Annotated in this window: 19 protein-coding genes; 7 read left to right on the forward strand and 12 right to left on the reverse strand. The window is 72.4% G+C overall.

Annotated features, from left to right (window positions below; all coding sequences use genetic code 11):
• Window positions 1–96 precede the first annotated feature (96 nt).
• Window positions 97–825, reverse strand: coding sequence for a PP2C family protein-serine/threonine phosphatase (locus tag GA0070618_RS00110; protein ID WP_088979792.1), 729 nt, complete (start codon window positions 823–825; stop codon window positions 97–99).
• A gap of 209 nt (window positions 826–1,034) precedes the next feature.
• Between GA0070618_RS00110 and GA0070618_RS00115 the strand changes: the two genes are divergently transcribed.
• From GA0070618_RS00115 to GA0070618_RS00125, 3 genes are all read left to right on the forward strand, one after another.
• Window positions 1,035–3,650: a glycoside hydrolase family 9 protein gene (locus tag GA0070618_RS00115; protein ID WP_088979793.1), complete on the forward strand. Its 2,616-nt coding sequence runs from the start codon at window positions 1,035–1,037 to the stop codon at window positions 3,648–3,650.
• A 127-nt stretch (window positions 3,651–3,777) separates the two neighbouring features.
• Window positions 3,778–4,527, forward strand: coding sequence for a helix-turn-helix domain-containing protein (locus tag GA0070618_RS00120; RefSeq protein ID WP_088979794.1), 750 nt, complete (start codon window positions 3,778–3,780; stop codon window positions 4,525–4,527).
• Window positions 4,515–4,709, forward strand: coding sequence for a DUF397 domain-containing protein (locus GA0070618_RS00125; RefSeq protein ID WP_088979795.1), 195 nt, complete (start codon window positions 4,515–4,517; stop codon window positions 4,707–4,709). Before GA0070618_RS00120 ends, GA0070618_RS00125 begins: the two co-directional genes overlap by 13 nt.
• 129 nt (window positions 4,710–4,838) lie before the next feature.
• On the opposite strand, the gene GA0070618_RS00130 is transcribed toward GA0070618_RS00125, so the two are convergent.
• From GA0070618_RS00130 to GA0070618_RS00145, 4 genes are all read right to left on the reverse strand, one after another.
• On the reverse strand, window positions 4,839–6,044 hold the full coding sequence (locus tag GA0070618_RS00130; protein WP_088979796.1) for a snapalysin family zinc-dependent metalloprotease: 1,206 nt from the start codon (window positions 6,042–6,044) through the stop codon (window positions 4,839–4,841).
• Between the two features lie 311 nt (window positions 6,045–6,355).
• Window positions 6,356–7,318, reverse strand: coding sequence for a TIGR03885 family FMN-dependent LLM class oxidoreductase (locus GA0070618_RS00135; RefSeq protein WP_088979797.1), 963 nt, complete (start codon window positions 7,316–7,318; stop codon window positions 6,356–6,358).
• Between the two features lie 154 nt (window positions 7,319–7,472).
• Window positions 7,473–8,885, reverse strand: a complete 1,413-nt coding sequence (locus tag GA0070618_RS00140; protein WP_088979798.1) for an NADP-dependent succinic semialdehyde dehydrogenase — start codon at window positions 8,883–8,885, stop codon at window positions 7,473–7,475.
• A 12-nt stretch (window positions 8,886–8,897) separates the two neighbouring features.
• The gene (locus tag GA0070618_RS00145; RefSeq protein ID WP_088979799.1) at window positions 8,898–9,161 is read right to left on the reverse strand and encodes a DUF6343 family protein; all 264 of its coding nucleotides are present in this window, start codon (window positions 9,159–9,161) and stop codon (window positions 8,898–8,900) included.
• A gap of 182 nt (window positions 9,162–9,343) precedes the next feature.
• Between GA0070618_RS00145 and GA0070618_RS00150 the strand changes: the two genes are divergently transcribed.
• Entirely contained in the window at window positions 9,344–10,210 is an 867-nt protein-coding gene (locus tag GA0070618_RS00150; RefSeq protein WP_088985164.1) for a GDSL-type esterase/lipase family protein, read from the forward strand.
• A gap of 27 nt (window positions 10,211–10,237) precedes the next feature.
• On the opposite strand, the gene GA0070618_RS00155 is transcribed toward GA0070618_RS00150, so the two are convergent.
• From GA0070618_RS00155 to GA0070618_RS00160, 3 genes are all read right to left on the reverse strand, one after another.
• Window positions 10,238–10,999: an EcsC family protein gene (locus GA0070618_RS00155; protein ID WP_172900238.1), complete on the reverse strand. Its 762-nt coding sequence runs from the start codon at window positions 10,997–10,999 to the stop codon at window positions 10,238–10,240.
• Between the two features lie 43 nt (window positions 11,000–11,042).
• Window positions 11,043–11,189 (reverse strand): hypothetical protein, encoded by a 147-nt coding sequence (locus GA0070618_RS33830; RefSeq protein ID WP_170107945.1) that lies wholly within the window; start codon window positions 11,187–11,189, stop codon window positions 11,043–11,045.
• Between the two features lie 63 nt (window positions 11,190–11,252).
• Window positions 11,253–12,134 (reverse strand): peptidase M23, encoded by an 882-nt coding sequence (locus tag GA0070618_RS00160; RefSeq protein WP_088979800.1) that lies wholly within the window; start codon window positions 12,132–12,134, stop codon window positions 11,253–11,255.
• 433 nt (window positions 12,135–12,567) lie between these two features.
• On the opposite strand from GA0070618_RS00160, the gene GA0070618_RS00165 reads away from it, so the two are divergent.
• The 3 genes from GA0070618_RS00165 to GA0070618_RS00175 all read left to right on the forward strand — a co-directional run bounded on the left by GA0070618_RS00165 (window position 12,568) and on the right by GA0070618_RS00175 (window position 14,715).
• Window positions 12,568–13,488: a proteasome assembly chaperone family protein gene (locus GA0070618_RS00165; protein WP_088979801.1), complete on the forward strand. Its 921-nt coding sequence runs from the start codon at window positions 12,568–12,570 to the stop codon at window positions 13,486–13,488.
• Between the two features lie 82 nt (window positions 13,489–13,570).
• On the forward strand, window positions 13,571–14,368 hold the full coding sequence (locus GA0070618_RS00170) for an exodeoxyribonuclease III (protein ID WP_088979802.1): 798 nt from the start codon (window positions 13,571–13,573) through the stop codon (window positions 14,366–14,368).
• 26 nt (window positions 14,369–14,394) lie between these two features.
• Window positions 14,395–14,715, forward strand: coding sequence for an antibiotic biosynthesis monooxygenase family protein (locus GA0070618_RS00175; RefSeq protein ID WP_088979803.1), 321 nt, complete (start codon window positions 14,395–14,397; stop codon window positions 14,713–14,715).
• A gap of 25 nt (window positions 14,716–14,740) precedes the next feature.
• On the opposite strand, the gene GA0070618_RS35100 is transcribed toward GA0070618_RS00175, so the two are convergent.
• The 4 genes from GA0070618_RS35100 to GA0070618_RS00195 all read right to left on the reverse strand — a co-directional run bounded on the left by GA0070618_RS35100 (window position 14,741) and on the right by GA0070618_RS00195 (window position 19,250).
• On the reverse strand, window positions 14,741–17,779 hold the full coding sequence (locus tag GA0070618_RS35100) for a tetratricopeptide repeat protein (protein ID WP_269148464.1): 3,039 nt from the start codon (window positions 17,777–17,779) through the stop codon (window positions 14,741–14,743).
• Complete coding sequence (locus GA0070618_RS00185; protein WP_088979804.1) at window positions 17,776–18,237, reverse strand: hypothetical protein; 462 nt, start codon at window positions 18,235–18,237, stop codon at window positions 17,776–17,778. The genes GA0070618_RS35100 and GA0070618_RS00185 overlap by 4 nt, the downstream gene beginning before the upstream one ends.
• A gap of 87 nt (window positions 18,238–18,324) precedes the next feature.
• The gene (locus tag GA0070618_RS00190; protein WP_088985167.1) at window positions 18,325–18,510 is read right to left on the reverse strand and encodes a DUF397 domain-containing protein; all 186 of its coding nucleotides are present in this window, start codon (window positions 18,508–18,510) and stop codon (window positions 18,325–18,327) included.
• Window positions 18,507–19,250, reverse strand: a complete 744-nt coding sequence (locus GA0070618_RS00195; RefSeq protein ID WP_414467624.1) for a Scr1 family TA system antitoxin-like transcriptional regulator — start codon at window positions 19,248–19,250, stop codon at window positions 18,507–18,509. Before GA0070618_RS00195 ends, GA0070618_RS00190 begins: the two co-directional genes overlap by 4 nt.
• Between the last annotated feature and the right edge of the window lie 116 nt (window positions 19,251–19,366).

The following is a 19,366-nucleotide window of genomic DNA, read 5'->3' on the forward strand; positions in this document are numbered from 1 at the left end:
CGCCGAAGGTCGACCCGGCGGCGGTGCGGTTCCGCCGGCCGAGGGCCGACGTGGCGGCGGTGGCGTTCCGCCCGGCGGAGGCCGGGGCGGCGGCGGTCAGTCCTCGGCGACCACGTCGGCGACCACCACGGTGACGTTGTCCGGGCCGCCCGCGCGCAGGGCCAGGTCGATCAGCCGGCGGGCGCACTCCTCGCGGTCGGCGTGTCCGGCGAGCACCTCGGCGAGGGTGTCCGCGCGGACCACGTTGGAGAGCCCGTCGCTGCACAGCAGCCAGCGGTCCCCGGCCCAGGGCACCATGGTGGCGTAGGCCGGCGAGACCTCGCCGCCCTGGAGGGCCTGGGTCACCACCGCCCGACGCGGGTGGCTGCTGGCCTGTTCCGGTGTGATGAGCCCCTGGTCGATGAGCATCTGCACGAAGGTGTCGTCGCGGGTGATCTGCTTGAGCACCCCCTCGCGGAGCAGGTACGCGCGGGAGTCGCCGACGTGGGCCAGGGCCAGGCAGCTTCCGGTCCGCGCGAACAGCAGCGCGGTCAGTGTGGTGCCCATGCCCTGCCGCTCCGGGTCCTCCTCGACGGCGCGGCGGATCCGCCCGCTGGCCAGCTCGATGCCGCCGCGCAGCGCCGCCACCAACGCGTCCTCCGGTGTCTCCAGGTCGAGTGGCGCGACGGTCTGCATGGCGATGGAGCTGGCGAGGTCGCCGGCCGCCATCCCGCCCATGCCGTCGGCGACGGCGACGAGCCAGGTGCCGGCGTGGAAGGCGTCCTGATTGCCGCTCCGGATCAGGCCACGGTCGGTCGCCCCCGTAGAACGCAGCTTCAGGGTCATGGACGCAGCCTGCCAGGAGGAGGGCGGGTTGTCTCTAGTAGATCACCGTCGGCGGGGCGTGGCGCGGCGAATCTCACTCTCCGCGCCCGGAGCGGGACCGGGGAACGAGGCCATCCAGTCCGGTCGATTGACAGGCCGGTCACACCCTGGAAACATCGACCGATACTTGGGAGCGCTCCCAGGTCCGCCCGTCCCCGGAAGGAACCGTCGTGACGTCACCCCCACGCCGCCGACGCCGCCTCGCGCTGCTCGCTGCGGCGACCACCCTCGCCCTGACCGGCACCCTGTCCCCGGCCGCGCACGCCGCCGACGACGAGGAGCCCCCGGAGCAGATCCGCAACGGCGACTTCAGCACCGGCATCTCCCCCTGGTTCTCCTTCGGCACGGGGGACCTCACCAACCCCGACGGGCGGCTCTGCACCACCGTCGCCGGCGGACTGGCCAACCCGTGGGACGCCGGCATCGGGCAGGACGGCGTCCCGCTGCTCGCCGGCTCCTCGTACACGCTCGCCTTCGACGCCAGCGCCACCCCGGGCGCGAACCTGAAGGCGGTGCTCCAGCTCGGCAGCGCGCCGTACACCACGTACGCCAGCGTGGACGCGACGGCGGGCGGAACGCCGCAGCGCACCGAGTACACCTTCACCGCACCGGCCGACGACTCCCGGGCGCAGATCATCTTCCAGGTCGGGGGCAGCACGGCCGACCAGACCTTCTGCCTGGACAACGTCTCGTTGCGCGGCGGCGAGCCGGTCCCACCGTACGAGCCGGACACCGGCCCGAGAGTCCGGGTCAACCAGGTCGGCTACCTGCCCGCCGGGCCGAAGAACGCCACCGTGGTCACCACCGCCACCGAGCCGCTGCCCTGGCAGCTGCGGTCCGCCGACGGCACGGTGGTAGCCAGCGGCACCAGCACCCCACGCGGCGTGGACGAGGCCTCCGGGCAGAACACGCACACCATCGCCTTCTCGTCGTACCGCGCGCCGGGCACCGGACTGACCCTGGTCGCGGACGGTGAGACCAGCCACCCGTTCACCATCTCCGGCGACCTCTACGACCAGCTCCGGTCGGACTCGTTGCAGTTCTTCTACGCCCAGCGCAGCGGCATCGCGATCGACGGCGACCTGATCGGCGACGAGTACGCGCGCCCCGCCGGTCACCTCGACGTGGCGCCGAACAAGGGCGACACGAACGTGCCCTGCCAGCCCGGCGTCTGCGACTACTCCCTCGACGTACGCGGCGGCTGGTACGACGCGGGCGACCACGGGAAGTACGTGGTCAACGGCGGCCTCGCCACCTACCAGCTGCTGAACACCTTCGAGCGGACCAAGACCGCGGCCACCGCCGACGGCGGCGCGGCGCTCGGCGACAGCACCCTGCGGGTGCCCGAACGGGGCAACGGCGTGCCGGATGTCCTCGACGAGGCCCGCTGGGAACTGGAGTTCCTGCTGCGCATGCAGGTGCCGGCCGGCAAGCCGCTCGCCGGGATGGCCCACCACAAGATCCACGATCGGAACTGGACCGGGCTGCCGCTGCTGCCGCACGAGGACCCGGAACAGCGCGAGCTGCACCCGCCGTCCACCGCAGCCACCCTCAACCTGGCCGCCGTCGCCGCGCAGTGCGCGCGGCTGTTCGCCCCGTACGACGCGGCCTTCGCCGGCCGCTGCGGCGCCGCCGCGAAGACCGCCTACACGGCGGCCAAGGCCAACCCCACGCGGTACGCCAGCCCGACCGACGCCACCGGCGGCGGCGCGTACGACGACACCACCGTCACCGACGAGTTCTACTGGGCGGCGGCGGAGTTGTACCTGACCACCGGCGAGCGGGCGTACCTGACCGACCTGACCGCCTCGCCGCACCACACCGCCGACGTGTTCGAGCCGCGCGGCTTCAGCTGGCAGGGGGTGGCCGCGCTGGGTCGCCTCGACCTGGCCACCGTGCCGAGCGGGCTGCCGGCCGCCGAGCGCACCCGGATCCGCGCCTCGGTGACCGCCGCCGCCGACCGCTACCTGGCCGAGGTCGGCCGGCAGGCGTACGGGCTGCCGATGCCCGGCGACCCCGGCAGCTACTTCTGGGGCGGGAACGGCAACCTGATCAACAACGCGGTCGTGCTGGCCACCGCCTTCGACCTGACCGGCGACGTGAAGTACCGGGACGGGGCGGTGCAGACGATGGACTACATCCTCGGCCGCAACGCGCTGAACATCTCGTACGTGACCGGGTGGGGTGACCACGCGGCGGAGAACCAGCACAGCCGCATCTTCGGCAACCAGTTGAACCCGGACCTGCCGAAGCCGCCCGCCGGCTCGATCGCGGGCGGACCGAACGCCGCCCTCCAGGACCCGTTCGTCGAGCAGTTGCTCGCCGGCTGCAAGCCGATGTTCTGCTACGTCGACGACATCCAGTCGTACTCCACCAACGAGGTGGCGATCAACTGGAACTCGGCGCTGGCCTGGATCGCGTCCTTCCTGGCCGACCAGGGTGAGGCCGGGGCGATCCCCCCGTCGGGCTGCGCGGTCCAGTACGTTAACCACGGCTCCTGGTCCGGTGGCTTCACCGCCCAGGTGACGATCCGCAACACCAGCCCGAAGACGATCGACGGCTGGACCGCCCGCTTCGCGTTCACCGGTGACCAGAAGGTGCGCGAGGGGTGGCTGGCGACGGTGACCCAGTCCGGGGCCACCGTCACCGCGAAGAACGAGTCGTACAACGCCAGGATCGCGCCGGGTGGCACGGTGACCTTCGGGTTCAACGCGGCCACCGGCGGAGGGGCCAACCCCGCACCGGGTCTGGTCGCGGTCAACGGAGTGGCCTGCGCGCTCTCCTGACCCGTCGATCCCCGGTCCGACAGGGGCCTCCCGCGTCCGGGAGGCCCCTGCTCGGCGCGTCACCACCCCATCACTGTCCGCCACACTAGGGTTTTCCACCTCAGGTCCGACGATCCGGGAGGTGGGCATGAACGACGTGCTGCGGACGGCGATGCGGGAACGCGGCGAGACCATCGAGTCGCTGGCCCGCCGGGTCGGGGTGGACCCGAAGACCACCGGCCGCTGGGTCAGCCGGGGCGCGACACCCCAACCGCGCCACCGGGCCGCCGTCGCGCAGACCCTGGGCCGGGAGATCGCCGACCTCTGGCCGGACGCGGTACGCCCCCGCCAGCCGCTCTGGTTCCGGCCGTGGGCCGAGATCGAGACGAAGGCCACCACGCTGCGGTCGTTCCAGCCGTCCGTGCTGCCCGGCCTGCTCCAGACCGAGGCGTACGCGCACGCGGTGCTCGCCAGCGGCCCGCTGGTCGACGACGAGGTGGAGGGGCACGTGGCGGCCCGGCTGGCCCGGCAGGCGGCCGTCTTCGACCGGCCCCGGCCGCCGCTGACCGTCTTCGTAGTGGACGAGGCGGCGCTGCGCCGGGGCGACCCGGAGATCATGCACCCGCAGCTCGACCACCTGGTCACGATGGTGGCCCGCGCCACGGTCATCGTCCACATCGTCCCGATCCGGGCCGGGTTCCATCCCGGGCTGGCCGGGGCGTTCGTCGTTGCCAGCTTCGATGGCCGGGACGACGTCGGCTATCTCGACGACCAGGCCGCCGGGCGGGTCACCGAGGACGTTGCCCCGCTGCTGCGCACCTGGGACACTGTGCGGGCGGTGGCGCTCCCCCGTGACCAGTCGATCGAGCTGATGGAGGCGCGAGAATGGCTGACCTGACCGGCGCCCGCTGGCGCACCAGCACCCGCAGCAGCTCCAACGGCGGCGACTGCGTCGAGGTCGCCGACAACCTGCCCGGCGTGGTCGCCGTCCGGGACAGCAAGCACCGCGACGCCGGGACCCTCACCTTCGGCCCCACCGCCTGGCGCGCCTTCGTCGGCGCGCTCCGCCAGCACCGCTGACGCACGCCACCGTCCGTTCCGGACGGTCGTCCGATCGACCCCGAGGTGGTCACCGCGCTGGGCGGTGGTGTGGTTGCAGGGGCCCCCTGCTCCGCAGAAAGCGGTAACCGGGGACCCCTGCTACCAACCTCAGACCGGCAGGCCGCCGACCTGGGTGTTGATCCAGCTGCGGATCGCGGTCAGGTCGCCGTAGATGGACGGACCGGTGGCGCAGGTCGGGTTGTTGTTGCCGGCACGGCTGGTCGCGCCGATCAGGTTCCACACGCCGTTGATCTGCCGCACCTGCGGGCCGCCCGAGTCGCCGTAGCAGGCGCCCGCGTTGCCGTTGGTGTTGTTGGTGCAGATCTCGTAGGCGGCGTTGATGCCGCTGCAGCGGGTGTCCGCGACGATCGAGGTGTCCAGCTCGTGCGCGATGGTCGGGGCCGAACCACAGCCCCGGGTCGGGCAGGTCTGACCCCAACCGATGATCCGGGTGGCGGTGCCGACCGCGCCGGAGCTGGTGGGGATGACCGCCGGGGCGTAGCTGACCGAGCTGGAGAGCTGGAACAGCTTCACGTCGATGGTCGGGTTGTTGACCGCCCGGCTCACGCCGACCACGGTCCCGCCGCTGGTGCGGTCGATGCTGCCCACCCGCACGGAGGACGGGGTGGGGCAGTGCTTGGCGGTGACCACCCAGTTGGCCTTGATCAGGGTGCCGGTGCAGCCGGAGGTGTACACCATCCACGGGTAGTTCTCGGTCGCCGGCCGGCCGTTGACGACCAGCGGCGAGATCTCGTCCTGGGCCTCCTCGGGCCAGGTGTAGGTGCCGGCCACGCCGGCGGTGGTGCGGCTGCCGGCGAAGAGGGCGTTCACCTGGGCGGCCTCGGTGGCGTTCGGGTAGGCGTTGGTGCAGGAGACCGGGGCGCTGCTACCGGACATCAGGTCCGAGCAGAGGCCGGTGCGCCGGTCCGGCAGGCCGAGGATGTGACCGAACTCGTGGGTGGCGATCCGGGTCCGGTTGTATCCCTGGTCGACCGCCTGCCATCCCATGTAGATGGTGCCCCGGCCCAGGCCGGTGACGTAGGCACGGGGCCAGCCGCTGTCCACCCGGATGGTGACGGCGGCCGGCGTGCCGGCCTGGAGGCGCACGTTGCTGACGCTGCTGTTCCAGATCGCGGCAGCCTGGTCGAAGTTGGTGCGGAACTCACCGGCCCGGCTGGCGTCGTAGAGGACGGTGCGCACGGCGGTCCCCGGGTCGGCGGAGGCCGGCGCACCGCCGACGGCCTGGACACCGGCGAGGGACAGCGCGAGCGCGAGCGCGGCACCAGCCGCGCGGGACAGTTTCCGTCGGAACATCAACCACTCCCCTGGTCCGCGGTGGCATCACCACCGCTATTGAAGTCAATCAATCTTACGGGGAGTCGCGTGCCCGGCACGAATAGTGGTTGGGTCATACGTTCCGGACCACTCCGATGTGGCCCACCACCATCCCGGCGCGGCTGCGCGCCGGCGTACGTGTCCGGCGCCGAGACCGCGAGGCACGGACGCCCGCGAGGCACGGACGCCCGCGAGGCACGGACGCCCGCGAGGCACGGACGCCCGCCTCGACCGGTCCCACACCGACGGAGGCCGTCGACCCGGTTCGACGGGTCGACGGCCTGGGGGAATCAGCGGGCCCGCAGCTTCGGCAGCACCTCCGTGCCGAACGCGTCGACGAACGGGTCCAGCTCCTGCCCGACGTGGTGCAGGAAGATCCGGTCGAAGCCGAGGTCGAGGTACTCCTCCAGCCATCCGGTGTGCCGGCCGAGGTCGGCGGAGATGTTGACCACCCGGCGCAGCCGCTCCATCGGCACCTGCTCGGAGATCACGTCGAAGTGCTCCACCGTCTCCAGGTCCCAGCAGACCGGCGGGGCGAAGACGTTGCTACGCCACTGGTCGTACGCGATCCGCTCGGCCTCCGTCTCGTCCGCCGCCCAGCTGAGGTGCACCTGGAGACTCAACGGGCCCCGGCCACCGGCGTCCCGGTAGGCGTCGATCATGGCGCGGAGGTGCGGCACCGGGGCGTTGACGGTGATCAGGCCGTCGGCCCACTCGGCGCACCAGCGGGCGGTGGCCACGCTGACCGCCGCGCCCACCAGGGCCGGGGGCTGCTCCGGCCGGGTCCACAGCTTCGCCCGGTCCACCCGGACCAGACCGTCGTGGCTGACCTCCTCACCGGCCAGCAACGCACGGATCACGTCCACGCACTCCCGCAGTCGCGCGTTACGGACGTCCTTACGCGGCCAGGGGTCACCGGTGATGTGCTCGTTGGCCGCCTCGCCGGTGCCGAGCGCGGCCCAGAACCGGCCCGGGTACATCGCGCCGAGGGTGCCGATCGCCTGCGCGATGATCGCCGGGTGGTAACGCTGACCGGGAGCGTTGACCACGCCCAACGGCAGGCTGGTGGCCTGGAGGGCGGCACCGAGCCAGGACCAGGCGAACGCGGACTGCCCCTGACGCTCGCTCCACGGAGCGAAGTGGTCCGAGCACATGGCCGCGTCGAAGCCGGCCCGCTCCGCGTGGACCACCGCTTTTAGCAGCGCGGTCGGGTGGATCTGCTCGTGGGAGGCGTGCACGCCGAACACCGTCATGCCTCGCACCCCTACCCAGAACGGCCGTCCGGCAATCGGCACCCGCCCCGCGTGGTAGCAGGGGTCCCCTGCAGTGCGAAAACGCCCTGCAGGGGACCCCTGCTACCACCTCAGCCCCTGCTACCACCTCAGCCACCGCAGGTCGCCGACGCCCTCACTCGGCGTGGGCGCCGGCCCCCGCCGAGGGGCCGCCCTCGCCGACCCAGACCGTCTTGACGTTGCAGAACTCGCGCATGCCCAGCGCCGACAGTTCCCGGCCGTAGCCGGAGTTCCGCACCCCGCCGAAGGGCAACTGCGGGTAGGAGGTGGTCATCCCGTTGACGAAGACGCTGCCGGCGTCCAGGTCGGTGGCGAAGCGCTCCTGTTCCTCGGGGTCCCGGGTCCAGGCGTTCGCGCCGAGGCCGAAGCTGGTGCCGTTGGCCACCTCGACCGCCTCGTCGTACGACGACACCCGGTAGAGCCCGGCGGCCGGGCCGAAGACCTCCTCGCCCCACATCCGCATCTCCGGCGTCAGGTCGGTGACCACGGTCGGCGGGTACCACCAGCCGGGCCGGTCGGGCACCTCGCCACCGCAGAGCACCCGGGCGCCCCGCTCGGCCGCGTCACGGACCTGGGCGGCCACCTCGTTCCGGCCCCGCTCGCTGGCCAGCGGCCCGACGTCGGTCCGCTCGTCCATCGGGTCGCCGACGCGCAGCGCCGCCATCCGGTCGACGAACCGCTCGGTGAACGCGTCGAAGACGTCGGCGTGCACGATGAACCGTTTCGCGGCGATGCAGGACTGGCCGTTGTTCTGGCAACGCGCGGTGGTGGCGACCTCGGCAGCCCGGTCCAGGTCGGCCGAGGGCATCACCACGAACGGGTCGCTGCCGCCGAGTTCGAGCACGGTCTTCTTCAGCTCGCGTCCGGCGATCGCGGCGATCGACCGTCCGGCCGGCTCGCTGCCGGTCAGGGTCGCCGCGCGGACCCGGGGGTCGGTGAGGATCCGTTCGACGGCGGACGAGCCGACCAGCAACGCGGTGAAGGCGCCCTCGGGGAACCCGGCCCGGCCGAACAGCTCCCCCAGCCAGAGCGCGGTCTGCGGCACGTTCGAGGCGTGCTTGAGCAGCCCGGTGTTGCCGGCCGTCAGGGCCGGCGCGGCGAACCGGATCACCTGCCAGAGCGGGAAGTTCCATGGCATCACCGCGAGCACCGGCCCGATCGGCTGGTACCGGACGACGGCCCGCCTCGCTCCCACCGCCGCCGCGTCGGCCGGCTCGTCGGCGAGGAAGCGCTCCGCGTTGTCGGCGTAGAAGCGGCAGGCGGCGGCGCACTTCGCCGCCTCGGCCTTCGCTGCCGCGTACGTCTTGCCCATCTCCGTGGTCATCACCCGGGCGATGTCGTCGCGCTCGGCGTCGAGCAGGTCGGCCGCCGCGGTCAGCCACCGGGCCCGCTGGGCGACCGAGGTGCCGCGAAGCTCCGCGAATGCCCGGTGCGCGGCGGCGATGGCGGCGTCGATCCGGTCGGGCGGCATCTCGTCGTACGTCCGGAGCACCTCACCGGTGGCGGGATCGGTGGTGGCGATGGGCATGTCGTACTCCTGTCACTCGAAGAGCGAGTGGCGCGCACCCGGCTCCTCCCGGCGGCGGGCGGCCCGACGGCGCTGGATGACGATCAGGTCGACCACCGCCACGGCGGCGAGGACACCACAGACGACGGCCAGCCAGGGCAGGTCGGCGCGGGCGGCCAGCACGGCGAAGACCACCATGGTGACGAGCCCGAAGCTGGCCAGGACCAGTCGCAGGTTCAACGCGCTGTAGGCGTGGCCGACGGTGCCCCGGGCACCTCGGGGCTGCGATCGCGTCATTCCGGCGAACTACCCGGTGCTCTGCGGGGTTAACCTGCCGCACCGGTCGTGGACCGCCGCATACCACACTGATGCCCGGTACCGGACGGTTGTGCCGGATGTCCGACACGGGGTGACCCGGCGTGGACGGTGGACGCGTAAGGTGACCCCGCTGTCGCACCATGCTCCGGGACGGGATGGTCATGCCTCGACGTTGGGTCGCCGCCGTGGCCAGCCTGTCGGCGCTGGTGGCGCTGGCCTGCGAAAGCGGAAGCGGAGGAGGAGGCGGCGACGGCACGCCCCGCCCGCCCCGGGACACCCCGCGTCCCGGCTCGCCGGTGGCGATGGCCGCGCTCGGCGACTCGATCAGCACCGGCTTCGGCACCTGTCTGGTGCTCGCGTCCTGCGAGCGCAACTCCTGGTCCACCGGGGACGGCCGGCGGGTGGAGAGCCACTACCGGCGGCTGCTCGACCGCGATCCGGCGATCCGGGGACGGGCGTACAACCACGCGAAGGCGGGGGCCCGCGCGTCGGCCCTGCCCGACCAGGCCACCCGGGCGGTACGCGACAAGGCGGACTACGTCACCGTGCTGATCGGCGCGAACGATGCCTGCCGCGCCGACATCGACCAGATGACGCCGGTCAAGACCTTCCGCCAGCAGGTCGACCGGGCGCTGCGGACGCTGCGCGAGGGGCGGCCCAAGGCCCGGGTGCTCGTGGTGAGCATCCCGGACCTGTACCGGCTCTGGGAGGTCGGGCACACCGACAAGGATGCCGTGCGGTCCTGGCAGCGTGGGGTCTGTCCCGCCCTGCTCGCCAACCCGACCTCGACGGCGGCCGCCGACCGGGAACGCCGCCGGACGTTCCAGGAGCGGATCGACGACTACAACGACCAGTTGGCCGCCGCGTGCCGGGCGTACGGGTCGCGCTGCCGGCACGACCGGGGGGCCGCGCACCGGGTGCGGTTCACCCTCGACGACGTCAACACCATCGACCACTTCCACCCGAACAACGCCGGTCAGGAGCGGCTCGCCAAGGTGACCTGGTCCGCCGCCGGCTTCGCCGACTGAGGTCGGCTCTCGACCGGCGGCGACCGGTCAGGGGTGACGCGGGGGCGGGACCACGCCGGGGCGGTGCTGGGCGTAGAGCGCCCGGGACCGGTTGGCGAGGTCCTTGGTGGCCGAGGAGTTGGCCCAGGTGCCGAGGATGATCGCCGCGCCCGGCACCACCTTGGCGAAGACCCGCTTGGCCGCACGGACCCCGGCCATCTGGGCCAGCCGCACCCCGAGCTTGAGCATCACCCGCCCGAGGGCGGGCTGGGAACCGCCGCCGAAGAGCGCCCCGGCCCGCTCCCGGCCGGCGGCGACGCCGAGGGCGAGCCGGGCCGTCTCGGCCACCTTGTGCACCTTCTGGAGGACCAGCAGGTCGGTCGCCCGGTCGGTGTGCTGCGGCTCGACCCCGTAGGCCGCGGCGATGTGCAGCACCATCCGGGCCTGGGTCCAGGCGAGCACCCCCACGTCGATCACCGCGCCGGGCAGGCCGGCGGCGCCGGAGACCGCGCCGGAGAGCCGGGCCCGGTTGACGAAGCGGCGTACCGCCTGGTCGGCGAGGGCCTCGGCGGAGATCCCGGGCTGCTCGGCCCGGGCCCGCTCGGCCCAGCGGGCCGCCTCGGGCCCGAGCCGGCGGACCGCCTCCAGGGCGAGGTGTTCCGGTGCGTACTGCGGGTCGTCCCGCATCCGGTCCCAGAGCCGGGCCGGGGGCGCCTCGGGGGCGTCCAGCGGCTCGGCGGGCTCGGCGGGGGTCGCCGGTGGACGGGGCGCGGGCACGGGCTGGCCGTCGACGGGGGTCGAGTCGGTCACGGGATGGCTCCGGGGGTCAGCGGGACAGGTACGACGGGAGGGATCAGCGCCGCTTGCCGAACTTGGCCGCCAGGCCCCGCAGCTTCTGCTGGGTGGCCGGTTTGGCCAGTTCCCGGCGACCACGGTCGACCAACTGCTGTCCCTGCGGGGAACGAAGGAAGCGGCTGATTTTCTGCATGAGCGGTGACATGGTGTCCTCCTGTCGTGGCCGTACCACTCATGTGTACCCCGGAGGAGCAACCGGCACGCCCGACTACGTCGCGGGAGCCACGATCGCGTTGACGATCACCGTCGCCCGGGGCTCGTGCTTCGCGTACGCCTCGGGGAAGCCCGACACCTGCACGGCCTGGGCCGCCTCGGTCAGCCGCATCTGCTGCCAGCCGGGCACGGTCAGCAGCGTGGTGAGAAACTTGCGGGTCGCGTACGCCGGGTCCATCAGCTGCGCGACCGTCCCCCAGCCCATGCTGGCGCGCTGCTGGAACAGACCGACGGAGTCGTGGTCCCAGCCGAGGCCCTGGTTCGGGTGGTTCTGCGACTCGGGGAGCACGCCGCTGGCGAGGTTGTAGAGGTTGCTCTCCTGCATCGCGGTGGCCACCGCGATGACCAGCGCGCGTCGGGGTACGCCCATGGCGTGGCCGGTCCGGACGATCTTCTTGGCGTTGTTCATCTGGGCGACGGTCAGGCCGGCCACCGGGGCGGGGTCGACGGGCTTGCGCGGGGTGGGCTTCTTCGTCGGGGTGGTCTTCTTGGGGGTGGGCGTGGGGTTGGGGGCGGTCGACGCGCTGGGCGTGGGGGTCGCGGGCGGGGCGGACGGCGTCCGGGCCAGTCCGCGCGAGGCGCTTTCCTGCTCGGCCCGCCGGAGGAGTTCGGCGTTGGCGGCAGGGCTGCTGGTGGGGGTCCCCTCGTCCGCCGTCCGGAGTTCGACGACGGTGACCAGGCCGAGGCAGCAGGCGGCGGCGGAGGCGAGGGCGATCGTCGCCCGGCCGGGCCGGCGGGTGAGGGTGTGCCGCAGCTTCCGGCGGCGCCCGGCAGGTTCGCCCTCAGCAATCATCGGGTCAGGTGATGGACCATCAGCCTTTCGGTCATCTGTGCTGGTGGAAGCGGGTCGATAGTGGATCTTGTCATCGTCACGCATCCGCCGAGGCTAAGCAGAGAAGGCGGGTCCACCACCCGTGGTGATCTATGGCGCTGCCCACATTTTTCACCATCAAACCCGCTAGATCACCATGCCTTGTCCCTCATATTGCCAAAGCCGGCGATGCGGTCATTTCCCTCGGACGATCCGGACCGTTCTCCGACGGGTGGGAAACTCCCCGCCCACCGGTCGACCGGCGGCACGGACAGCCGCTCCACCGTCCGGTGGAGGTCACGCCAACCGAAGGGACGAGTTCGGGGCGCACTCCTCCCGGCGGCGGCCCCGCGGAGGCGACCGGCCGACCGGGAATGGGAGGGCACCGCCCCCACCACCGCGTCACGACGGAATGCACGAAGATGGCGAATGCGTTTCCCGTACCGGGTGCCGTTGCCCCACGGCCGCCCGTCCGCACCACTCAGGGAGGTCCAGACCGGTGCTCGACCCACAGGAGCTGTACCAGCTCACCGACGACCTGCCCGACCTCGGTCAACCGGTGCTCATCCAGGCGCTGACCGGCTTCGTCGACGCCGGCAACGCCACCCGGCTGGCCCGGGAACAGCTGCTCTCCAGCCTTGAGGCCCGGACGGTCGCCACCTTCGACGTCGACCAGGTCTTCGACTACCGCTCCCGGCGCCCGGTGATGACCTTCGTCGAGGACCACTGGGAACAGTACGACGAGCCCAAGCTGGAGCTGCACCTGCTCCACGACGACGACGAGACCCCGTTCCTCCTGCTCACCGGCCCCGAACCGGACCTCCAGTGGGAACGCTTCGTGGCCGCCGTCGGCGACCTCGCCGCCCGGCTGGACGTCCGGCTCACCGTGGGGCTCAACGCGATCCCGATGGCCGTACCGCACACCCGGCCGACCGGGGTGACCGCGCACGCCACCCGGCGTGAGCTGATCGCCGGCTACGAGCCGTGGTTGCAGCGGGTGCAGGTGCCCGGCAGCGTGGGATACCTGCTGGAGTACCGGCTCGGCCAGCGCGGACGGGACGCCCTCGGCTTCGCCGCCCACGTGCCGCACTACGTCGCGCAGACCGAGTACCCGGCCGCCGCCGAGGTGCTGCTCGCCTCGGTGTCCCGCAGCACCGGGCTGCTGCTGCCCAGCGACGGGCTCCGTTCGGCCGCCGAGGTGGTCCGGGTGGAGATCGACCGGCAGGTCGCCCAGACCGAGGACGCCGCCACCCTGGTCCAGGCCCTGGAGGAGCAGTACGACGCGTTCGCCCGGGGACGGGGTGGCAAGAACCTCCTCGCCGCGGAGAGCGGTCCGCTGCCCACCGCCGACGAACTCGGCGCCGAGCTGGAGCGCTTCCTGGCCGAGCAGAGTCGGCCGGGCGACCAGCCGGGCAGCTGACCCCGGTTCCCGCCATGGGGCGGCCGGGGCGGTGCCGGCGGGCCGGCGGGCGGGCGGCTCCCGGATCAGGCAGGCTGGGGGCATGCGCCTGGCGACCTGGAACGTGAACTCGGTGAAGGCCCGGCTGCCCCGGCTGCTCGACTGGCTCGCCGGCACCGCGCCGGACGTGGTCTGCCTCCAGGAGACCAAGTGCCCCGACGGCGCGTTCCCGGTGGCGGAGGTGGGCGAGCTGGGCTACACCGTGGCCAGCCACAGCGACGGGCGGTGGAACGGGGTGGCCATCCTCTCCCGGGTGGGCCTCGCTGACGTCACGGTCGGCTTCCCCGGCCAGCCGGGATTTCCCGAGCCGGAGGCGCGCGCTGTCTCGGCCACCTGCGACGGGCTGCGGGTCTGGTCGGTCTACGTGCCGAACGGGCGCACCCCCGACGACCCGCACTACGCGTACAAGCTGGCCTGGTTCGCCGCCCTGCGGGACGCGCTCGACACCGAGCTGCGCGGCGGGTCGCCGCTGGCGGTCTGCGGCGACTTCAACGTCGCCCCCACCGACGACGACGTCTGGGACCCGGCCCTCTTCGTGAACTCGACCCACGTGACGCCGGCCGAGCGGGAGGCCCTGGCCGCCCTGCGCGACCTGGGGCTGGCCGACGTGGTGCCCACCCCGATGAAGGGCCCGCATCCGTTCACCTACTGGGACTACCGCGCCGGGATGTTCCACCAGAACAAGGGCATGCGGATCGACCTGGTGTACGCCTCCGCGCAGGTCGCCCGGAACGTCCGCGCGGCGTACGTCGACCGGGAGGCCCGCAAGGGCAAGGGCCCTTCGGACCACGCCCCGATCGTGGTCGACGTCGACCTGGAGCCCGTCGTCGAACCCCTCTGACCGGCGACGGCCGTAAGGTGGGTGCCATGGCAGTCGTGAAGATCAACGCGATCGACGTCCCACCCGGTGCCGGCGAGGAGCTGGAGCGGCGGTTCGCCGCCCGCCGTGGCGCGGTGGAGGGCTCTCCCGGCTTCCTCGGCTTCGAGCTGCTCCGCCCGGTGGCCGGCGAGACCCGCTACTTCGTGTACACGAAGTGGGAGTCGGAGGAGGCCTACCAGGCATGGGCGTCCGGGCCGGCGCGGGCCGCGCACGGCGGCGGCGAGGGCGGCCAGCAGCGCAAGCCGGTCGCCACCGGGGCGAACCTGCTGGAGTTCGAGGTGGTGCAGGAGGTTTCCGGCACCCCGTGACCCCGCCCGCCCGGCGTACCGGCACTCACTTCTGCGTTCCGCCCACGGCCTCGTTGAGCTGCCGACGGACCGAATCTGCTTCGTCTCGACGACCGAGCCCTTCCAGCAGGTCGGCGAGAGTTCGGTATGCCCGGATCAGCTCGATCTTGAACAACTGCGGTAGCTGCGCGGCCAGGAATCGATAGATTTCAATGGATTCGGCGATGGTCTCCAAGGCCTGCGGCAGGTTGGCTTCCACGTCGACGCACATCTGGGAATGCGCCCGCAACGACTTGGCAAGAGCGGGCAGGTGGGCAGCGGGGTTCACCTCAGCCAGCCGCCGATAGACGCCAGCGGCCTCCTCGGCTGCGGCCAGAGCCTCATGACGACGTCCCAACCCGGACAGCAACATGCCGAGGTTGTTCAACGACAGGGCAAGATCGGGAAGATACGCGACAGGATTCGCCTGAACCAACCGCCGGCTGATACCGGCCGCTTCCTCGGTCGCCGCCGCAGCCTCGTCGTAACGGCCCAACCCGGACAGAGACGCACCGAGGTTGATCAACGATCCCGCGAGACCGGGTAGATACGCGACCGGATTCGCCTCGACCAACCGCCGGTACACGCCCGCCGCCTCCTCCGCCACCAACAACGCCTCGTCACGACGCCCCACCCCGGACAGCAACGGACCGAGATTCGTCAACGCCCGAGCGAGATCGGGTAGATGCGCGGCCGGATTCGCGCCGACCAGCCGCCGGTAGACGCCCGCCGCCTCCTCCCCGGCGAACAGCGCCTCGTCGCGACGACCGACCCTGGACAGAAACGCGCCGAAGTTGCTCAACGACAGGGCAAGTTCAGGCAGGTACGCGGCAGGATTCGCCCCGACCAACCGCCGACGGATACCGATCGTCTCCTCAGCCACGGCCACGGCCTGATCACGACGCCCCAACCCGGACAGGAGGTTGCCGAGGTTGTCCAGCGACGCGGCGAAGTCGGGCAGGTACGCGGCCGGATCCGCCTCGACCAACCGCCGGTACACGCCCGCCGCCTCCTCCGCCACCAACAACGCCTCGTCACGACGCCCCACCCCGGACAGGAATATGCCGAGATTGTCCAGCGACGCGGCGAAGTCGGGCAGGTACGCGGCCGGATCCGCCTCGACCAACCGCCGGTACACGCCCGCCGCCTCCTCCGCCACCAACAACGCCTCGTCACGACGCCCCACCCCGGACAGGAATATGCCGAGATTGCCGAGCGACGCGGCGAGACCCGGCAGGTACGCGGCCGGATCCGCCTCGACCAACCGCCGGCGGATGCCGACCGCTTCCTCAGCCACGGCCACAGCCTCGTCACGACGCCCCACCCTGGACAGGAACACGCCGAGATTGCTCAACGACAGGGCGAGGTGGGACAGATACGCGGCGGGCTTCTCCTCAGCCAACCGCCGCCACATGTCGGCGGATTCTTCGGCCGGGGTCAGGGCCTCATCGCTGCGGCCGGCGTTGGCCAGACGAGCTGAGTGGTTTCCGAGCAGTCGGGCTTGCTCGGCCGGGTCGGTGGCGACGCCGAGACGATGGTGGGTGAGCGCGGTGCTGATGGCTGCGGCTGCGGTGTCGAGGTCGACGTGCCGGCCGGCGGGCAGTAGCGCGTCGACGGCCTCCAGGGCGGTGATGTCGGCGTGGGGAAGTTCGGCGAGGCGGGTGATGGTGGCGCCGCCTGCGGCCAGGGCCAGTTCGGGGTGTTGCCGGATCAGCGGGTACAGCACGGTGTCGGCGATGTGGGGCCAGCGGTGGGCGGTTTCGACCAGGACGGTGACCGCCCCGGGGGCCCAGGTGGCGGGTTCACCGGTGAGCAGGGTGGCTGCGGCGGTGGCGGCCCAGTCGTCGGGTTGCCAGTCGTCGGCCCCGGTGTGCGGGTGTCCGGGCGTGGAGAGGGCGATGAGGTCTTCGCCGAGCCGGTCGGGCCGTAACCCGTGCAGGACGGTGCCGGGGTCGTCGGGGGGATAGCAGAACCGGTGGTCGTCGATGATGGTGGCGACGCCGGGTTCGGTGACCCGGGTGCGGGTCAGGATGGTGGTGGCGTCGTCGCGGGTGACGGGGCCGGCCAGGGTGGCCAGGTAGACGGCGCGGCCCATGACCTCGGGGCTGGTGGGTCGGCGGTCCTCGGTGCGGGCGTGCAGGTGGTGCCAGTGGGCTCGTTCCCGGTTGAGCAGGTACGCCGACAGGGCGTGTGGCTGCGCCGGTGGGGTCTGCCCGTGGTGGTGGGCGTCGACGGCGACCAGGGCGGCCATGTGCACCGCGAGGATCTGCCGGAACCCGTCTCCGGCCAGATCCGGCACCGTGATGCCGGCGGTGTCGGGCACGTCGAGCGCGGTGCCGAAGCGTTCGCGGGCCTGGTCGAACAGCATCGCACGGTCGGTGTGCTCGTCGAGCGGTGGCAGGAGATGACCCTCGGCGGTGATCGCGTGCTCGCTGTCGAGGCGGTCGCGCAGCGCGGCCCACCAGAAGCCGGCCGAGCGGGCCAGCAGCAACACCCGCAGCACCAGGCCCGTACGCAGGGACACCGCGTGCAGGTCGGTGACCAGCCGGTTCAGGTCCGACGCGGGCCACCGGTCGGCGTAGTCGACCACGACCAGCGCCCCACCGCCACCGGGAGCCTCCCACCGGCTGCCGGCGGACTGCTGTTCCGGAGTGTGCAGAACCCGCCACGTCAGCCAGCCCGCCGCGTGCGCCTGAGCGGCGACGTGCCGGGCCAGACGGGTCTTGCCCTGCCCGCCGGCGGCATGGACCAACCGCACCGAGACCGGCTCCGCGCCGCCCATCCACGTGTTCAGCGCGTCGAGTTCGGCGTCGCGGCCGGTGAACGGCACCACCTGGTGCCGGGCCAGCAACAGTCGGCTCGGCTGCCGCCGCGCCGTGCCCACCGGTAACGGCACGGCCCCCGGCGTGAAGTCACCGATCTGGTACGGCGGCCGGTCCGCCACGACGGTGACGTTGCCGGCGACGTCACGGATCTGGATCACCGGGCCGAACACCATGCTGGCCGTGACCGTCTGCGCGTCCCGCGCCGGGGATCGCCAGCTCACCGGTCGACGTCCACGTCGCCGCCGACGTCGTCGACCTGCCGCACCCCGCCGGCCGTCCACGACCCGGTGACCGACTGGCCACCGGACCCGCCCGGGTCAGTCGTCCCCGACGTGGGCGGTCCGGCTGCCGCCGCTGGCGGGTCGGCAGCGGCGGGTGCCGGCGACGCGGGGGTGCCGATCCGCACGTTCCCGCGCACGCCCCGCACCTGCGCGACACCGCCCCCGACGACGGAGCCGGTCACGGACTGCCCGCCCGTGCCGCCGCCCTGCCGGCGGGCCAGCAGCACCCCGTACACGGTCATCGGCAGCCCGAGCACGGCGACCATCGCGGCGACGACGCTGCCCCACTTGTCCGCGTCGTCGAGCCGGGTCACCCCCAGGAACACACCCAGCCCGACCAGCCCCATGCCGACGGCCAGCAGCCCGGCCCACACGACGGTCCTCCGCACGCCCGACATCACTCCATGATGGACTGTCGTCGCTCTCGACGGGCTCGACCTGCGGGGCCGTCGGCTATCCGACGCTGTTCATGCCCGGCGAGCGAGTCAGGCGTGGCGGGCCACGGTGGCGACGAACGCCTGCCAGGCCGTCGGTGGGAAGGCGAGCGTCCCGCCGTCGCGGTTCTTGGTGTCCCGCACCAGGACGACGCCGGGCAGGTTGTCGGCCACCTCGACGCAGTTGCCGCCGTTGTTGCCGCTACGGGTGCTGGTCCGCCACTGCGCGCCGGTCAGGTCCATGTCTTCGCCGCTTCCGTGATCAGGGAGAGTGACAGGGCTCGCGGGAGTGCCTCCCCATTTATACGCGCCCATCGGCGGTCGAGGGTAGCGACGTCCAGCCGCTGCTCGACCATCTGCGCGCGGATCTGCCCGTCCACATGCGCCACCCGCCCGCCGTCGGGCAGTTCGGCGATGGTGAAGGGTCCGCCGTGACCGGGGTGGATGCCGACGTCGGCCGGCACCACGTGGATCTGCACGGCGGGCAGCGCGGCGCACCGGATCAGGTGGTCGCACTGCTCGCGCATCATCGCCCGGTCCCCGCCGGCCGTCCGGCGCAGGACCATCTCGTCGACGACCGCGACGAACAGGGGCGGGCGGGCCCGGTGCAGGATGGCCTGCCGGGCGAGGCGGGCGGCGACCAGGTCGTCCACCTCGGCCGGGGTCAGCGCCTCGCCAGCGAGGGTGGCCCGCGCGTACGCCTCGGTCTGGAGCAGCCCCGGCACCCAGGCGAGTTCGAAACTACGCAGGGAGACCGCCTCGCGTTCGATCTCGGTCCACGGCCGGAACCAGACCGGCTCGCGTCGCCGCACCACGTCCGGCCACAGCTCGGTGATCTCCTTGCCGAGGAGGGCGGCCACCTGGGCACGGTGCCGGGTCTGGGGAATCCGTCCCGGGTTCGCCCAGCGGGCCGCCGTCTTCGGGTCGACACCGGTCTGGGCCGCGAGGGCCTCGGCGGTGATCCCGGCCTCGGTCATCGCCGTCACGAACACACGATTCACACTTCGTCCTTTCAGGACGTCCCGAGCGTTCGCACACCATACACCTACGTAGTGTGATCGTCCGACGACTCTCGGCAAGCTCGGGGCATGTC

The organism is Micromonospora echinospora (assembly GCF_900091495.1).
GTDB classification, from domain to species: Bacteria; Actinomycetota; Actinomycetes; order Mycobacteriales; family Micromonosporaceae; genus Micromonospora; species Micromonospora echinospora.

Excerpts from the sequence above, each read along its gene's own strand:
- GA0070618_RS00110 (WP_088979792.1), bottom strand. The coding sequence starts at position 825 with ATGACCCTGAAGCTGCGTTCTACGGGGGCGACCGACCGTGGCCTGATC.
- GA0070618_RS00120 (WP_088979794.1), top strand. The coding sequence starts at position 3,778 with ATGAACGACGTGCTGCGGACGGCGATGCGGGAACGCGGCGAGACCATC.
- GA0070618_RS00125 (WP_088979795.1), top strand. The coding sequence starts at position 4,515 with ATGGCTGACCTGACCGGCGCCCGCTGGCGCACCAGCACCCGCAGCAGC.
- GA0070618_RS00130 (WP_088979796.1), bottom strand. The coding sequence starts at position 6,044 with ATGTTCCGACGGAAACTGTCCCGCGCGGCTGGTGCCGCGCTCGCGCTC.
- GA0070618_RS00135 (WP_088979797.1), bottom strand. The coding sequence starts at position 7,318 with ATGACGGTGTTCGGCGTGCACGCCTCCCACGAGCAGATCCACCCGACC.
- GA0070618_RS00140 (WP_088979798.1), bottom strand. The coding sequence starts at position 8,885 with ATGCCCATCGCCACCACCGATCCCGCCACCGGTGAGGTGCTCCGGACG.
- GA0070618_RS00145 (WP_088979799.1), bottom strand. The coding sequence starts at position 9,161 with ATGACGCGATCGCAGCCCCGAGGTGCCCGGGGCACCGTCGGCCACGCC.
- GA0070618_RS00150 (WP_088985164.1), top strand. The coding sequence starts at position 9,344 with ATGCCTCGACGTTGGGTCGCCGCCGTGGCCAGCCTGTCGGCGCTGGTG.
- GA0070618_RS33830 (WP_170107945.1), bottom strand. The coding sequence starts at position 11,189 with ATGTCACCGCTCATGCAGAAAATCAGCCGCTTCCTTCGTTCCCCGCAG.
- GA0070618_RS00160 (WP_088979800.1), bottom strand. The coding sequence starts at position 12,134 with ATGCGTGACGATGACAAGATCCACTATCGACCCGCTTCCACCAGCACA.
- GA0070618_RS00170 (WP_088979802.1), top strand. The coding sequence starts at position 13,571 with ATGCGCCTGGCGACCTGGAACGTGAACTCGGTGAAGGCCCGGCTGCCC.
- GA0070618_RS00175 (WP_088979803.1), top strand. The coding sequence starts at position 14,395 with ATGGCAGTCGTGAAGATCAACGCGATCGACGTCCCACCCGGTGCCGGC.
- GA0070618_RS00185 (WP_088979804.1), bottom strand. The coding sequence starts at position 18,237 with ATGTCGGGCGTGCGGAGGACCGTCGTGTGGGCCGGGCTGCTGGCCGTC.
- GA0070618_RS00195 (WP_414467624.1), bottom strand. The coding sequence starts at position 19,250 with ATGACCGAGGCCGGGATCACCGCCGAGGCCCTCGCGGCCCAGACCGGT.